10 protein-coding genes and 1 other annotated feature are annotated in these 16748 nt (G+C 46.0%); of the genes, 9 read left to right on the forward strand and 1 reads right to left on the reverse strand.

The annotated features are described in order from the left end of the window. The first annotated feature begins 293 nt into the window (after positions 1-293). The 7 genes from NST45_RS02670 to NST45_RS02700 all read left to right on the forward strand — a co-directional run bounded on the left by NST45_RS02670 (position 294) and on the right by NST45_RS02700 (position 11315). Positions 294-1307 (forward strand): LacI family DNA-binding transcriptional regulator, encoded by a 1014-nt coding sequence (locus tag NST45_RS02670; RefSeq protein ID WP_036686978.1) that lies wholly within the window; start codon positions 294-296, stop codon positions 1305-1307. A gap of 24 nt (positions 1308-1331) precedes the next feature. Further along, entirely contained in the window at positions 1332-2081 is a 750-nt protein-coding gene (locus NST45_RS02675) for an alpha/beta hydrolase family protein (protein ID WP_076317326.1), read from the forward strand. Positions 2082-2143: 62 nt separating this feature from the next. Then, the gene (locus NST45_RS02680) at positions 2144-3067 is read left to right on the forward strand and encodes an ABC transporter permease subunit (protein WP_036687012.1); all 924 of its coding nucleotides are present in this window, start codon (positions 2144-2146) and stop codon (positions 3065-3067) included. 17 nt (positions 3068-3084) lie between these two features. Beyond that, entirely contained in the window at positions 3085-3984 is a 900-nt protein-coding gene (locus NST45_RS02685; RefSeq protein WP_036686985.1) for a carbohydrate ABC transporter permease, read from the forward strand. A 57-nt stretch (positions 3985-4041) separates the two neighbouring features. Next, positions 4042-5646 (forward strand): extracellular solute-binding protein, encoded by a 1605-nt coding sequence (locus NST45_RS02690; RefSeq protein ID WP_038573076.1) that lies wholly within the window; start codon positions 4042-4044, stop codon positions 5644-5646. A 109-nt stretch (positions 5647-5755) separates the two neighbouring features. Further along, a complete protein-coding gene (bglX, locus tag NST45_RS02695; RefSeq protein ID WP_076142393.1) occupies positions 5756-7924 on the forward strand; it encodes a beta-glucosidase BglX in 2169 nt (722 codons plus the stop codon). 46 nt (positions 7925-7970) lie between these two features. Continuing rightward, entirely contained in the window at positions 7971-11315 is a 3345-nt protein-coding gene (locus NST45_RS02700; RefSeq protein WP_339824822.1) for a cellobiose phosphorylase, read from the forward strand. 61 nt (positions 11316-11376) lie between these two features. Here NST45_RS02700 and argS read toward each other — a convergent pair whose 3' ends face one another. Further along, positions 11377-13242, reverse strand: a complete 1866-nt coding sequence (gene argS / locus NST45_RS02705; protein WP_036686998.1) for an arginine--tRNA ligase — start codon at positions 13240-13242, stop codon at positions 11377-11379. A gap of 40 nt (positions 13243-13282) precedes the next feature. Further along, positions 13283-13501: a binding site (T-box leader), on the reverse strand. 248 nt (positions 13502-13749) lie between these two features. Here argS and NST45_RS02710 point away from each other — a divergent pair. After that, entirely contained in the window at positions 13750-14109 is a 360-nt protein-coding gene (locus NST45_RS02710) for a hypothetical protein (RefSeq protein ID WP_036687001.1), read from the forward strand. A 45-nt stretch (positions 14110-14154) separates the two neighbouring features. After that, on the forward strand, positions 14155-16653 hold the full coding sequence (locus NST45_RS02715) for a collagen-like protein (protein ID WP_339308824.1): 2499 nt from the start codon (positions 14155-14157) through the stop codon (positions 16651-16653). Positions 16654-16748 lie beyond the last annotated feature (95 nt).

A 16748-nucleotide genomic window follows, 5' to 3' on the forward strand; every position in this document is an offset into this window, starting at 1 on the left:
AGTCAATAAAGCAAGGTTGATATATAAATACCAATTATTTCTAATTTATAGATTGAGTAACTATAGACTTATTGTAATTTTAACCAAATAAAAAGTGATGAATCACAATTTTTTTGTGTTTTTAGTTGACTTATAAAAATTACCTGTTCATAATGGACGAAGTAAGCGGAAAAAACACGCTAAGGACTCAAAATGATGTCGTGGGAAACGTTTCCCATCATTTCATGCGTTTCCACAACCTGATTTTCATCGGGTGAAGGGGGGACTCATCATAGGAGTGGAGCAAGGTAAATATGAATATCAAAGATATTGCAAGGCTATCAGGCGTGGGTATCGCCACAGTCTCCAGAGTAATCAATAATAGCGGTGTTGTAAGCGATACAACTAGAGCTAAAGTAATGGCGGTTGTTAGAGAACATAACTATATTCCAAATGGTAATGCGAGCAACTTGAAAAAAACGCGATCCAATACCATAGCGCTAATGGTAAAAGGGATCTCAAACCCGTTTTTTGCAGACATGATCAAGGAAGTTGAACGCCAGGTGAACCTGCGGGGATGTCCGCTAATGATCCAGCATGTAGAAGATGGAGTAGACGAGATCGATATCGCTCTACAGCTTGTAAAAGAAAAAAATCTATATGGCATAATTTTTATGGGCGGAACGTATGATCACTCCGAAGATAAATTCAAACAATTAAAAATTCCATTTGTTCTGACTACCATCACGACTACAAAAGAAGTCGATCCTGCTGTTTTTTCAAGCGTGATCATTGATGATCTTCAGGAATCTTATAAGGCTGTCAGCTATTTAATCTCATTAGGACATCGCAATATCTGCTTTTTGGCCAGATTTCCTCTGGTACAAAATACGACAGGCAACCGGCGGCTTATGGGATATATCAAAGCGCTTGAGGAGCATGGAATTGAGTACGACCCTTCAATGGTAGAGGATTGTGAATATAGTCCAAGCTCTGGCTTTACAGCTACCAAACGTCTGCTCAATAAGAAAAAAGATATCACTGCTGTTTTTGCTGCATCAGATACGATTGCCATTGGGGCTGCTAAGGCGTTATTGTCTTTGGGCTTATCAATTCCAAATGATGTTTCGATTATCGGATTCGACGGGATTGAAATGGCAGAATATTATCATCCATCTCTGGATACGATCAGCCAACCCGGAGTGGATATGGCGAAGGCCAGTGTTGAAATTTTGTTTGACCTGATCACAGGTGATTCGCAAAACAAACATATGGTATTCGAATCCGTACTGGTTAAGCGGGGATCTTGCAAGAAAATAAACAAATGAATAAGAACGAAAAGGAGATAACTCATGGCATTATTAACAGTTGAGACAGGCTCTCCTACCTTGAGAATGACAACGACCATCAGTATTATCTCCCCCGTCGATTCAGGCAACATGTCTGGAGGAACGCTCTACCTGCTGCATGGTGCTGGTGATAACGCCAGTACTTGGCACAGGATGACTACTATTGAGCAGTATGCAAGTCAATATGGTTGTACAGTCATAATGCCGCAAGTAAACAGGAGCTATTATACAGACATGGAGTACGGACTGGATTACTTCCACTATGTGACCCATGAGCTTCCCGAGCTTTGTGGCCGAATGATGAGGTTGGATGATAATCCGCAGAAGACGTATATCGCTGGTTTATCGATGGGCGGGTATGGCGCTCTGAAATGTGCACTTACCTATCCCGAGCGTTACAGCAAAGTGGTTTCGTTATCAGGAGTTACCGATCTCCAGAAACGATTAAACGATCCGCAAATGTCCAAGGACATGGCGAGGGAGATGGCGGGTACTTTTGGAAAACGCTTACAAATTAAGCCGGATCAGGATCTGTACGCTTTAGCCGCTAAATTGGTCGACGATAGACGTAACCTGCCTTCGATTCTGATTTGCTGTGGTTCGGAAGATCCGTTTGTGGAGATGAATCGGGAATTCGCAGCTTACCTGGAGACGACCCCTTATGAATTTCAGTATGTTGAGACCCCTGGAACTCATGAATGGCGATTCTGGGAGGAACATCTGAAGACAACCTTTGATTTCTTGTACAACTAAAAGACATAAGCAGAGTGAGGAGATGCAAATTGAAATCCGAAGTTGCAATACCGGCTAAAAAAATGAACGACAGCAGATTCCAACTGTTCCTAAGAGAAGTCTGGAAGAACAGAATGGTCTATACTCTGGTGCTTCCTGGACTAGTGTGGCTTTTCCTATTCGCTTATCTGCCGATGGGTGGTCTATCTCTGGCTTTTAAAGATTTTAAAGCGAATTTAGGAATTTGGGGCAGCCCATGGAGCGGATTCGAGAATTTCACCTATGTGTTCCGTGACCCGGCTTTTATTGACGCCGTATGGAGAACGTTAACCATTAACATCGGTAAGCTGATTATTCAGTTCCCTTTTCCAATCATATTGGCATTGCTGCTGAATGAACTGCGCATGAATCGTTACAAAAAAGCTTTACAGACGGTGTTCACATTTCCGAACTTCCTGTCATGGATCGTAGTATCCGGGGTTGTTATCAATGTGCTTTCCTATGATGGTCTGGTCAACAGCCTCATTCAAATGTTTGGCGGGACAGGCATTAACTTCCTAGGTTCTGAAAAAATGTTCGTTCCGATGTTGTATCTTACGGATATCTGGAAATCAGCAGGTTGGGGAGCCATTATCTTTATGGCCGCTATCTCTGGTATTGATACAGACCAATATGAATCCGCACAGATTGATGGTGCCACACGCTTGCAGCAAATGTTCCGCATTACTCTGCCTAACATTCTTCCGACGATTACGATCATGTTTATCCTTTCCGTCGGTGGCCTGATGTCATCTGGATTTGACCAAATCTTTAACTTGAGCAACGCTGCAACGAAAAACGTCTCAGAAGTACTAGATGTGTATATCTACCGAATCACGTTCCAGTCTTCAACAGACTTTTCATTCTCCACTGCAGTCAGTTTGTTCCGTTCACTTGTTAATATGATTCTGCTGATTCTGGCAGATAGAGCTGCCAAACTTATGGGCGGAGACGGTTTATTCCGGTAAGAAAGGAGTGCAAATGTATGAGTAAAAAAAAGCTGACCATTATGCAAGACCATAAAAAAATGACCGCTATGGATTATGTGATTTTCGTAATTCTGAGTGTGGGAGCTTTGGCCATTCTTATTCCATTCTGGAATGTCATTATGATTTCTTTTTCTACGCAAAAAGAATACGCTGATAACCCTATGATGTTATTTCCGAAGAACCCAACACTGGAATCCTATCGGGCACTCTTTGCTGATGGGCGGATCGGGACAGGGTATTGGAATACCTTTAAGATCTTAATCTTAGGACTCCCGCTTAGCTTGTTCTTAACGACAAGTATGGCTTACGGCCTTAGCCGCAATAAATTCCCGGGTAAAAAGCTGATTTTTATGCTTGTCCTGTTCACAATGATTTTTAATGGCGGGATTGTACCTTTGTATCTGGTGATGAAGGATCTGCATCTGACAGGCAACCTTTGGTCAGTTATTCTGGCTGGAAGCTTCAGTGCGTTTAACCTGATTCTGATGTCGAACTATTTTAGCAGTCTGCCTGAGTCCCTGATGGAATCTGCGCGACTTGATGGTGCTGGAGAATGGAGAATCCTGTTCTCTGTAGTCCTGCCATTATCTGCTCCAATCGTAGCTACCATCACACTGTTCTACGGAGTAGCCTTCTGGAATGGATGGTATGACGCCATGATCTTCCTGCGGAAAGCGGATCAGATGCCACTGCAGAACGTGTTGCGATCTATCATTATGGAAGCCCAAGTGAATGCATCGAATGCAACAAGTGTTGACGCAGTGGGTAAACAATCATTCTCCATGGGTATGAAAATGGCGGCAGTGTTCGTTACCATGGTTCCTATTATGTGTTTCTTCCCGATGCTCCAAAAGCACTTTGCCAAAGGGGTACTGACAGGGGCTATCAAGACCTAGGGATTTATGATTTATCCATACAAAAGAGGGTCAGTCACACAATTTAAGGAGGACAAAATGAATATTTTAAAAAGAAAATCTGTAAAGTCAATCCTTGCCGGTGTTTTATGTCTTACTCCAATCATGTTGGCAGCATGCTCAAGCTCAGACAATAATGCTAATAGCGGAAATTCAGGCAATCCAACAGATGGATATAAAGATGAGTTGAAGATTTCGTTAGCCAGCACCATTAAGACAACAGAATCTGATTTTGATAACGTGTATCATAAATATTTTACGGATAAGTTCAATATTAAATGGGATTACAACTATATTGAATGGGATTCATGGGCTGAGAAGCTGCGCCTGTGGATTAACTCCGGTGATCTTCCTGACGTAGCAAGCTGGAACTATGTTCACGGTGATGCTCTTAATTACATTGATCAAGGGCTGCTGTACAAGCTGCCAGATGACTGGAAAGAACGTTGGCCGAATGTGGCAGCCGCTTATAAGCTGACAGGACTTGGCGATGAATTGGAGAAAGCGGTAGGTGGCACTTATGTTCTGCCAAGACCGGTATACTTTGAGAACAAGCCGGCAGATCCGCTCATTAACCAAATCGGAGTAATTGCTCTGCGTTCTGACTGGGCTAAAGCCGTTGGTTTTGAATTGAAAGATGCCTACACTACTACAGAACTGATGGAATTTGCTAGATTGCTTAAAGAGAAAGACCCTGGCAAGGTAGGAGATAAACTCATTCCTATTTCTTATGACATCAACGATGCTTTGACTAATATTGTAATGGCTAATAGCGTGCACTCCAGAGTAGAGTCAGCATTCTATAAAGATGCAGATGGCAAATACCAATGGGGTCCAGCCAACGATGAGACGTTAGCGGCACTGAAAGAACTTCAAACTACTTATAAAGAAGGACTGCTGCACCCTGAGTTTTATACTTGGAAAAATGGCGAATCTGGCCAAAAGTTCACAGTTAACGGTGTTTCCGGTATTACGAGTCTAGGTGGTTTGGCTTCTTACAGAAAAGACATGGACGTTAAAATGAAAGATAACCTAGGTGTAAATAGTGATGACCTAGTGCACACAGCTATTGTACTTGGCGATGACGGTAAATATCGTAACCTCGATCAAGTTAACTTCTGGTCTGCTGTAATCTTCTCGCCAGATATCAGCAAAGAGAAATTTGAACGGATTATGGACTTCATGGAATATACAACAAGTAAAGAAGGTCAATTGACCGTTAACTTGGGCTTTGAAGGAACAGATTGGAAAAAAGGCGAAAATGGCGAATTAATCAGCTTACTCCCTGAAGGAACAACATTGGATAAGAAATATCCGAACCGTTTTGAAGGACTGTATGTCTTGGCGGATGACTTTAGTATCGTGAACCCTGCGATCAAAAAAGAATATCGCGATCGTTCTGTAGAACTGTTCAAAGAAAAAGCTGAGCTTGCTTTAAAAGACAAAGCAACGGCTGAATATGACTGGGATTACCAGTTGTATGATTCCAAGGCTAAAAATCAGGCTTCCTTTGACTATGCTACAGAATACACTAACCTGATTTTGAAACCAGGCGATCTAGAGACGAACTGGAAAGAATGGGTTAAGAGCAAACAATCCCTCGTTCAGCCGGTTCTAGATGAACTAAACAATCTAAAAAAATAGCTTTCGCCCTATGCATGTAGGAATGAACCTACAGGACCCGCGTGCAATTCTTGCACACGGGTTTTTCCATTCATAGGCATCGGCAGAATTGAACAATGGAGGATTTGAAATGAATGAGCAGCAACTGACTACCTTGTTGAACCAGATGACGCTTGAAGAAAAGATTGCACAATTGCAGCAGCTAGCCGCTAATTTCTATGAAGGGGCAGAGGATGGAGGACAAATCACTGGCCCTATGGCATCCATGGGAATTACGGACCACATGATCGAGAGCAGCGGCTCTGTACTTGGTCTATCAGGTGCAGCGCAAGTCATTGCGGTTCAGGAAGCCCATTTACGCAAAAATAGATTGGGCATTCCCTTGCTGATGATGGCGGATATTGTGCATGGCTTCAAGACGATTTTTCCGGTCCCGCTGGCAATTGGCTGCTCTTGGGATATGGATCGCGCAGAGCTGAGCGCCGAGATTGCGGCAAAAGAAGCGGCAGTCTCCGGTGTGCACGTTACTTATGCGCCAATGGCGGATCTTGTACGGGACCCGCGTTGGGGAAGAGTAATGGAGTCTACAGGAGAAGATCCATATTTGAATGGTAGGTTTGCCCGTGCGTTTGTGCGCGGATTTCAAGGAAGTGACTTGACTGGTGATGTAGATCGTCTGGCGGCTTGTATTAAGCACTTTGCTGCCTATGGTCTATCCGAAGGCGGCCGCGATTATAATACGGTGGATTTATCGGAACGGCAGCTGCGTGAATATTATCTGCCGGCCTATCGTGCAGCACTGGATGAAGGTGCAGAAATGGTCATGACTTCATTTAATACGATTGATGGGATTCCGATAAGCGGCAATGTCAAACTCCTTCGCCAGCTGCTTCGTGAAGAATGGGGATTTGATGGCGTATTGATTTCGGATTGGGGTGCAGTGAAGGAACTGATCCCACATGGTGTCGCCGAGGATGAGGCTGAGGCAGCACTTAAAGCCATCAAAGCTGGTGTAGACATCGAGATGATGACGGCTTGTTACATTCATCAGCTTCCGGCGCTTGTTGCAGATGGGCAAGTAGATGAGAAGATTATTGATGAAGCTGTGCTTCGTATTTTGAAATTGAAGCAAAGATTGGGCTTGTTCGAGCATCCGTTCCGCGGAGCTGACGTCGAGAAAGAGCGTGAGGTAATCTTCTGTGAAGATCATCGAAATGCGGCGCGTGAGTTGGCGGTTAAATCCTGCGTACTGCTCAAGAATGATCAGGTTCTGCCGCTCGCTGCAGAGCAACGGATTGCGCTAATTGGACCGTTTGCTACTAGCGGAGATATTCTTGGACCGTGGTCCTGGTTGGGTTCAACGGAAGAGGCAAGCCGTCTTGCACCGGCACTTCAAGCTCGCGCAGGTGCGGGTAAGATTACTGTTGCAGAAGGTTCTGGAGTCGATAGCTTTACAGAGGAACAGTGGCTGGAGGCGGAAGCGGCTGCTAAGCAAGCTGATGTGATTGTACTGGCGCTTGGTGAACATTCAGAGATGAGTGGAGAAGCGGGCAGCCGTTCAGATATCCGTTTGCCGGAAGCGCAGCTTGAGCTTTTACAACGTCTGAAACAGCTGAATAAGCCTATCGTGGTGGTGTTGTTTAATGGACGTCCACTAGACTTGGCCGGTGTGTACGAGCATGCAGATGCTATTCTGGAAGCCTGGTTCCCAGGCAGTGAAGGCGGAGCGGCAATTGCCAGCCTACTTTATGGAGATGAGAATCCTTCAGGAAGATTAACGATGTCTTTCCCGGTATCCGTTGGGCAGATTCCAGTCTATTACAATCATTTCAACACTGGACGCCCACTTCATGCTCCGGGTGCCGACAAACGTTATGTCTCGCAATATCTGGATATTCCTAATGAGCCGCTTTTGCCATTTGGTTTTGGACTAAGCTATACGACATTTAGCTATAGTGAACCAATTCTGTCCGGTGAAATCATGACTGAAAATCAGCCTATTGAAATAACCGTTACGGTGACCAATACTGGAGAAGTAGATGGGGAAGAGGTAGTGCAGCTGTATATCCGAGACATTTCCGGAGAGGTCGTCAGACCAATGAAGGAACTGAAGGATTTTGCCAAAATCAACCTCTCACCAGGGGAAAGTCGTGAAGTGACCTTTACCCTTACCGAACAGCAGCTTCGTTATTATCATAGCGATCTAAGCTTTAGCAGTGATCCGGGACGATTTAAATTATTCGTCGGTTCGAACAGCAATGAGGTTAAAGAACGGGATTTTTGCTTAACATTAGCATAAGTAGAATATATACGGCAGTAACGCCGTAATGGAGGAAGTGTAAAATATGACTACTAATTTGAATACTAACATCCGTTTAAACGCCGGGGATCTATCCTTCACTTTTACAAACAGCGGGGACTTGTTCCAAGTCCTTTACGAACGGACAATGATCAATCAATTGCTGCCAAGCATTGTGGACGGCTCATTATCCAATCTATATTTGCGAGTGCACAATGATGGAAACATTCAAGCCATTCCTTTGCTTGGCATTCATTCTTCAAGCACTGTACGTAAGGCTGGAAACCGTTTGGTTTGGGAAGGTACTGCTGAAAATATAGAATATCAAGTTATTTTCACCCCTACTGCAGGAGGAACTTGGTTCTGGGATGTGAAGCTTACTGGACAAAATGCAGAGGTAGATCTCGTGTACGGACAGGATGTAGGGATTGCTGATATCGCCGCTGTCCGCAGTAATGAAGCTTACCTGTCACAGTATATCGATCATGCGGTATTTGAGGATCAATCTAACGGGTACGTTGTTTGCTCTAGACAGAATCAGCCGCAGGGCGGGAAATTCCCATATCTGCAACAGGGTTCACTTACCAAGGCAACGAGCTTCTCAACAGATGGTTTTCAATTCTTTGGACTGTCCTATAAAGAAACCAACCAACCAGAGAGCTTGGGTCGTGAGCAATTAAGTAATGAAATCTATCAATATGAATTCGCATATACTGCGCTGCAATCGGAACGGGTGAAGCTGAGCGGGGAAACACGGTTTGTGTTCTACGGATTGTTTAAGCAAGATCATCCAGAAGCGATCACTGCGTTAGAATTTGCTAATGATATTGCTGCGGCTTGGGATGCTGTTAAAAATTTACCTTTAGAAGCTGAAGCAGCACTTGAACGTTCTTTCTTCTCGAAGGAGCTGGGAGCACCGCTGGCTGCAGATTCGCTGACAGAGAAAGAGATCGAGGTCTTGTTTCCGGTTCGTTATCAGGAGGAGAGAGAAGGAGACACACTACTTTCCTTTTTCACGGAGAATTATGAGCACGTAGTATTAAAAGAGAAAGAAATGCGCGTAGAACGGCCACACGGCCATATCCTGATGAGTGGGGATAACGCTCGGCTTAATGATAAGGTCATCACAACAACTTCATATATGTACGGGATCTTTAACTCCCAGGTGGTAATTGGAAATACCAATTTTAACAAGCTAATGTCCAATCCAAGAAATGCGCTTAACATTCCAAAAGCTTCAGGACAACGCATTTATGTAGAGTGGAACGGTGAATATCGTTTGCTGACTATGCCTTCTCTATTTGAGGTTGGTTTCAACTATGCTCGTTGGTATTACAGAACAGATGGTGAATGCTTCATTATTACGAACTACACCACCGAAGATTCGCCAGAGATATTCCTGAATGTGCGTTCGGAAAGCGGACGAGCTTATCGTTATTTAGTCACTAATCAAATCACCATGAACGTTAACGAATACGAGCTTCCATATCAATCTAAGCAAGAAGGTGGAGCAGTAATCTTCTCGGCTGACAGAAGCGCACTAAGTGCTGGTGAATATCCTGACTTACAGTATAAATTACAGGTACAGGGTGCGGAGTTAACTCTGCAGGATGAAGGTAGACTTGTCTCTCCTGTTCAACCAACTGAAGCACCGTTAGCAGTACTGGAGCTGTCTGCCAGCAGTGAATGGACCTTGAATATTCAAGGCCTTCTGGATGGTAAGTCACTTGCTCCAAGAAATCGTTCAGCTGAGGAAGAGATTTCTGCTTATCGCGCGTTTTATACTGGTGTGATGAATGGATTCCGCCTGACGCTTGGGGACGGAACAGAAGGTGAACTGTTTAAGGTTAACGCTCTGACTTGGTGGTACACACATAACATGCTGGTTCACTATTCGGTTCCACATGGTTTAGAGCAATATGGTGGCGCTGCTTGGGGAACACGGGATGTATGTCAGGGACCTGTGGAATATTTCATGGCTACGCAAAAATACGAACAGGTTCGTGAAATTTTGCTGACGCTGTATAGTCATCAATATGAAGATGATGGCAACTGGCCACAATGGTTCATGTTTGATAAATACACGAAGATACAACAAGAAGAGAGCCATGGAGATATTATTGTGTGGCCGCTTAAGGTGCTTGGAGACTACTTGGCAGTAACTCAGGATTACAGCATCTTGGGAGCAACAGTGCCGTATACCCGTAAGCACAGCTTTGACTTTACAGAAGAAAAAGCGACGTTGCTGGATCATGCGCGGAAGGAAATTGCTTATATTAAGGATCATTTCCTGCATGACACACATCTGTCTTCTTACGGTGATGGAGACTGGGATGATACACTCCAGCCTGCAAATCCACAGCTGAAGCAGTATATGGTTAGCAGCTGGACAGTGGCGCTTACCTATCAGACACTTAATCAGTTCTCAGAGGTACTTCGTTCAGTTGATCAAGCTGAGGCAGAGGAACTGAAGGCGATGGTGGAAGGAATCCGTAAGGATTTCCATACTCATATGCTTCAATCCGAAGTGATTCCTGGCTTCCTGTATATGGAGGACCCTGAGCAGATTAAGCTTATGGTGCACCCAAGTGACACAGAAACAGGTATCCAGTACCGTCTGCTGCCAATGACGCGCAGTATGATCAGTGAGCTGCTTACTCCGGAACAGGCCGAAGCACACTATGATGTCATTCAGGATAAACTATTCTGCCCTGACGGTGTACGTCTGATGAATCGTCCAGCTCAATATGTTGGCGGGGTCAGCACTCATTTCAAACGTGCGGAGCAAGCGGCTAACTTTGGCCGGGAAATTGGACTTCAATATGTGCATGCACATATCCGTTATGTAGAGGCTATGGCCAAGCTCGGTAAAACCGATCAGGTCTGGAAGGGTCTGGCAGCGATTAATCCGATCGGAATCCGCGATGTGGTGCCAAACGCTGAACTACGTCAAGCTAACTCCTATTTCAGTAGCTCGGATGGTAAATTTAACACCCGTTATGAGGCACAGGAGAATTTCGATAAACTGCGCAATGGTGACGTAGCTGTTAAAGGTGGCTGGAGAATCTATTCCAGCGGTCCTGGGATCTATATGAACCAGTTAATCTCGAATGCACTGGGGATCCGTACGGAAGGTGGAGACTTAATTGTTGACCCGATTCTGCCGGAATCGCTGGATGGAATGCACTTTAGCTTTGAATATGCAGGCACTAAGGTAGATTTTATCTATCATCTTACAGGTCGTGAGATCAGTCGAATTACTATCAACGGTACGGAAGTGCAAACAGAAGGTACACCTAACCGCTATCGTAACGGTGGTGTTCGCATCAAACGTGCGGACTTTGATCGTCTCAGCACGGAAGCTGGAAATGTGATAGAGATTTATAAGTAACATTATATATAGAAGGGCAATCTCCGCGTTAAGCGCGGAGATTGCCCTTTTTTTGTGTTTTTTACATTCGGCTCGGTGTCGGTAACCCAAGCACTTCGAGCACATCTCCCAAGATGTCCTTGAATCTTGAAGTGAGCCAGAGGCGGAATTCGATCGTGGCTGAATCGCCTTTTAGAATTGGACATACAGAATAGAAGTTGTTGAACAGGGTAGCTAGGGTATGGGCGTAAGTGCAGAGCGTATTTGGCGTTAACTCTATACTTGCTGAATGTAATATCTCCGGCCAGAGGCTTAGCTGTCTTAGCAGCGCAAGCTCTGCTTTTTCCAATTCGGAAGGGAACAGAAGCTGTGCGGCAGCTGTAAGGATTGGGATCGTAGCTTTACTCAAAACGCTTGTCGCACGCGCAAAAGTATACATCAGATAAACTCCGGTATTGCCGGATATTTCGGTAGCCTGTTTGAAATCAAACACGATTTCCGTTCCTAAATTAAACCGCAGCAGATAGTAGCGAATCGCAGCAGTGGCAATCATTCGGCTGGAGAGGCCGTCTTTATCGGAACGTGAGTGTTCGATGTTCTGTTCCATGAGTTCCACCAGATCGCTTACCTTAATCCCGATTCCCTGTCGTCCGGACATAGCATAAGAAGATTTGCCTTCTGAAATATCTATACCCAGCTCGGCAGCCGAGGCGGGACTAAGAGATACAACACCATAACTCACATGATGGAGTTTGTCTGCTTGCTCGTTATAACCTAGTGCCCCTAAGGCTTGCTTAACCATCTGTTGTGGATATTCCTGTCTGTAATCGATCACATTGATGACTCTGTCCGCCTGCCCATAAGACTCTTGGGTTCCAGTTAATCCTGTTGTCCATAAACCGGACGAGAATTCGCTATAGGAGAAATCTTTGGTTAAAAGACCAAATTTCCAGAGATGATAGGCAATATCTTTGGCTGTATACGTTGAAATCCCATTCGAACGCACCAGCACCTTATCGAGATGATGCTCCTCTGAATCCGCTCCAATGTTAGCCTCTGTTCCTTGCTTCAGCACCCAGCAGCCTGCGAGTTTACCTTCAGTCTCTTGTACAAAAACGGCTGTCTGCTTCAGTAGCTCAGCTGCGGCTGCCCAAAATCCCTCTTTTAAAATACTGCTCTCCCATACCAGCAAATCATAATAAATCCCAAAATGTTTCATTTCCTCTACATGCTCTCTAACGATACGTTCAGCTACAAGGTTGCCCAGCCAGGCTTCATTGCCGCCACCTTGTTCAAGGGAGTGCAGTATATCTGTGCGCTTGTGTGTCATCTCAGGGTTCAGCGCATATTCTTTGTTCACTTTGGCATAAAGATCCCAGCAAAAATCACCGAAACGTTGATGTTCCCCTTCTAAAGGTATATTTAATAATCCAACAACTGTATCCGCCAGCTGATTGCCGAGATCATCAATGTAGTTATGGACCTCTACGTTATACCCAGTTCTTTTCATAATTCTGACTAGAGTATCGCCAATACAGGCGTTTCTTAGATGACCTACATGAGCGGCTTTGTTGGGGTTGATAGAAGTGTGCTCGATGATGACTTTTTCCCCAGTGCTGGCAGGCAGTTCAAAGGAATGTTCAGCCCAGCTTTGCCAATTCATATACAAATTGATAAATCCGGGAGCAGCGACTTCAACTTTTTGCAATAGACCGGCGAAACGCCCTTTGAATTGAAGTTCTGCTTTCACTAATTCTGCTATGACCATTGGGGATTTACGTAGAGTTTTGGCTAGCTGCATAGCGATATTACATGAATAATCACCATGTTCTAGATTTGCTGGCTGTTCGATCAGAATGGCAATGTCCTCTGGATAGTCAGCTCCTAAAGTATTGAATACACGGTGTACACTGTGCTCGATTCCGTCTTTGATGATTTGATTTAACATGGTATACCCTCCTTTGAAAATACAAAAAAGCCCTCGTCTCAAAAGAGACGAGGGCTTTAGCGCTCGCGGTACCACTCTCGTTGCTGAACAAGTTGTTCAGCCACCTTACGGGATAACGGCCTTCAGCCGGGACTTCCTACTAAGATTCAGAAGTCCATCTCACGGGTGCGCTTCATTAAAGAAATCTGTACCGGCTTACACTCTCCCGGCTCGCTGAGGACTAGATCTCGTTAACTACTCTCCCGCTCATCGATGCTTAATTAATTTTTACCAGTATACCCAATATTTCATAAAAAGCAATAGTGTTAGCTTCTTAACTATCTTGGTTGCTCTTTGTTATTAGATTATCAGTTTAGTAGATTATAAATTTGGAAAAAGAAGGCTGTCTTGTTATAGGACCAGCTGTTCCTTTGCACAACAGTCCACACGCTAACTCAAGCCAAGGAATATTACTATACGGAGCCACTAATCTTTCAAATTGTAGTGGAAGGGAGGAGTGAATAAAACATGGCTATTTTTTCTACTGGACCTATAGATAACAGCCCGATCCTAGGGGTCAGACCGTCGCAACTGGTAACCGTAAAAGTAGTTAATCGGGATTCTCTTAATCCTTATAATCTAGTTATTCAAGGTTTCCTTCTTAACGGATCAAGAACGATGTATGTGAATGAAACAGTAAATCTAGCACCTAATCAAGTTTTAACTAAGAACTATTTTGCCGACTTGGACGCATTTGAATTTGTATTTACAACAGTAGAAGCAGTTGAAGCAGAGGTTGGGATTTCAGTCTGGGGAAAACAGAACTCGGGGGCATTGGTAGATCCTCATCGCATAGTTGCGTGGGAGAAGCAGGCAGTATTAATTTAATAATTATTTTTGTGACACAGTTAACGTTAAAGGAGTGATGAGAAATTGAGTTATTTATCTACCGGACCGATAGACAATAGTATGGTAGGGGGTGTAAGACCTACTCAGCATGTTACTGTCAAAATTGATAACCGAAGTGACATTGATTCATCAATGGCTCTTGTTCAAGGATACTATATGGATGGGACAAGAACTTTATATGTAAGCGAGCTGATAAATGTAGCACCTAATGAAGTTATAACACGTGATTATTATGGCGATTTTGATGCGTTCGAATTTATTTTTACAACTACAAGTCTGGTAGATGATCCGATTCAAATCTCAGTATGGGGAAAAAATAGCGTTGGCCAGATTGTGACTGCCCATCGACTTGTACATGCAGAATTGCTTGGTGTAACGCAAGGGATAACTGGTGCGACCGGTGCGACTGGTGCAACAGGAGCGACCGGAGCCGATGGAGCAACGGGTGCTACCGGAGCAGGAGAGACTGGGGCGACAGGTGCAACAGGGGCAGATGGAGTGACTGGTGCAACCGGGGTGACTGGAGCGGATGGAGCCACTGGAGTGACTGGGGCAGGAGAGACTGGGGCAACAGGTGCCGATGGAGCTACAGGTGCAACTGGTGCAACCGGAGCGGATGGAGTAACTGGAGCGACCGGAGCAGGAGAGACAGGTGCAACAGGTGCAGATGGAGTGACTGGGGCGACTGGTGCAACGGGAGCAGACGGAGCAACGGGTGCTACAGGAGCAGGAGAGACAGGGGCAACAGGAGCCGATGGAGCTACAGGAGCAGACGGAGTAACTGGGGCGACTGGTGCAACGGGAGCAGACGGAGCAACCGGGGCGACCGGAGCAGGAGAGACTGGGGCAACAGGAGCAGATGGAGCTACAGGTGCAACAGGAGCAACGGGAGCAGACGGAGCAACGGGAGCAGACGGAGCAACGGGTGCAACAGGAGCGACCGGAGCAGGAGAGACTGGAGCTACAGGAGCAGACGGAGTAACTGGGGCGACTGGTGCAACGGGAGCAGACGGAGCAACCGGGGCGACCGGAGCAGGAGAGACTGGGGCAACAGGAGCAGATGGAGCTACAGGTGCAACGGGTGCAACGGGAGCAGACGGAGCAACCGGGGCGACCGGAGCAGGAGAGACTGGGGCAACAGGAGCAGATGGAGCTACAGGTGCAACAGGAGCAACGGGAGCAGACGGAGCAACGGGAGCGACTGGAGCAGGAGAGACTGGGGCAACAGGAGCAGATGGAGCTACAGGTGCAACAGGAGCAACGGGAGCCGATGGAGCAACGGGAGCGACCGGAGCAGGAGAGACAGGTGCAACAGGTGCAGATGGAGTGACTGGTGCAACGGGAGCCGACGGAGCAACCGGGGCGACCGGAGCAGGAGAGACTGGGGCAACAGGAGCAGATGGAGTGACTGGTGCGACTGGTGCAACGGGAGCAACTGGAGCAGGGGAGACTGGAGCGACTGGTGCAGACGGAGTAACTGGAGCAACTGGAGCGACTGGTGCAACAGGAGCGGATGGTGCAGAAGGAGTAACTGGAGCAACTGGGGCGACTGGTGCAGACGGAGTAACTGGTACAACGGGTGCAACCGGAGCGGATGGAGTAACGGGAGCAACAGGAGCAACGGGTGCAACCGGAGCAACAGGAGTAGCTGGTGTAACCGGAGCAACGGGTGAAGCTGGAGCGACTGGAGCAACGGGAGTAGCTGGGGCAACCGGAGCAACGGGTGAAGCTGGAGCGACTGGAGCAACGGGAGTAGCTGGAGCAACCGGAGCAACGGGTGAAACAGGAGCAACAGGAGCAACAGGAGCCACCGGAGCAACGGGTGAAGCTGGAGTGACCGGAGCAACGGGAGTAGCTGGAGCAACTGGAGCAACGGGAGTAGCTGGGGCGACAGGAGCGACAGGAGTAGCTGGTATAACCGGAGCAACGGGAGTAGCTGGGGCAACAGGAGCGACAGGAGTATCTGGTGTAACCGGAGCAACTGGGCTTACTGGTGCAACAGGTGTAACCGGAGTAACTGGAGCTACAGGTCCGAACATTCAACAAGAAGGTTTTTCTGCTTTTAAGCCCTCATTGGCAATTTCCACATCTACCCAATTAACTGGCTGGACTGTGACAACACCTTTTTATGATAGCCCGTCCTTCGACGAAGTTGGGGGAAATTATACTATTCCGACAACTGGTAGATATTCGATTGAAGCGACTATCAATTACTCCACAACTGCCTCACTCACTGTCAGTCTTGGTACTGGAATTAATCCGGCTTTCGTAGTTCAGAGAACTTCTCCTACTGCAACAAATCTGGTAAGTGGCTTGTTCCCAGTACTTGATGTGAATGTTGCACTTATATTAGATTTGAGAGCAATTTTGGGAAGTGGTACTGTGACGCTGGCTGGAGAATTTGCATTAACCGCAGGTGATGTGATTGGCTTGTTCTATGTGGCAAATGGTTTGACGGTTCCTTTGAATTTGGGTGGCGCGAACTCAGCAGGTATCGTCTGGTCTGTTCATGAATTAACTTAAGTTTATCTTCGAGTTCAGTATTTACAACAGGGGTAATTCGGTAGCCGTAAGTATGGCTTTCGGGTTATCCCCTGTTTTGTTGGCGATATGTTATA

This window comes from Paenibacillus sp. FSL R7-0163, from assembly GCF_037969975.1.
Lineage (GTDB): Bacteria > Bacillota > Bacilli > Paenibacillales > Paenibacillaceae > Paenibacillus_AQ > Paenibacillus_AQ odorifer.

What these genes read in the sequence shown, in the direction of transcription:
- NST45_RS02685 (WP_036686985.1), top strand. Translation starts at nt 3,085, where the DNA reads ATGAGTAAAAAAAAGCTGACCATTATGCAAGACCATAAAAAAATGACC.
- NST45_RS02680 (WP_036687012.1), top strand. Translation starts at nt 2,144, where the DNA reads ATGAACGACAGCAGATTCCAACTGTTCCTAAGAGAAGTCTGGAAGAAC.
- NST45_RS02710 (WP_036687001.1), top strand. Translation starts at nt 13,750, where the DNA reads ATGGCTATTTTTTCTACTGGACCTATAGATAACAGCCCGATCCTAGGG.
- NST45_RS02700 (WP_339824822.1), top strand. Translation starts at nt 7,971, where the DNA reads ATGACTACTAATTTGAATACTAACATCCGTTTAAACGCCGGGGATCTA.
- NST45_RS02670 (WP_036686978.1), top strand. Translation starts at nt 294, where the DNA reads ATGAATATCAAAGATATTGCAAGGCTATCAGGCGTGGGTATCGCCACA.
- NST45_RS02675 (WP_076317326.1), top strand. Translation starts at nt 1,332, where the DNA reads ATGGCATTATTAACAGTTGAGACAGGCTCTCCTACCTTGAGAATGACA.
- argS (WP_036686998.1), bottom strand. Translation starts at nt 13,242, where the DNA reads ATGTTAAATCAAATCATCAAAGACGGAATCGAGCACAGTGTACACCGT.
- NST45_RS02690 (WP_038573076.1), top strand. Translation starts at nt 4,042, where the DNA reads ATGAATATTTTAAAAAGAAAATCTGTAAAGTCAATCCTTGCCGGTGTT.
- bglX (WP_076142393.1), top strand. Translation starts at nt 5,756, where the DNA reads ATGAATGAGCAGCAACTGACTACCTTGTTGAACCAGATGACGCTTGAA.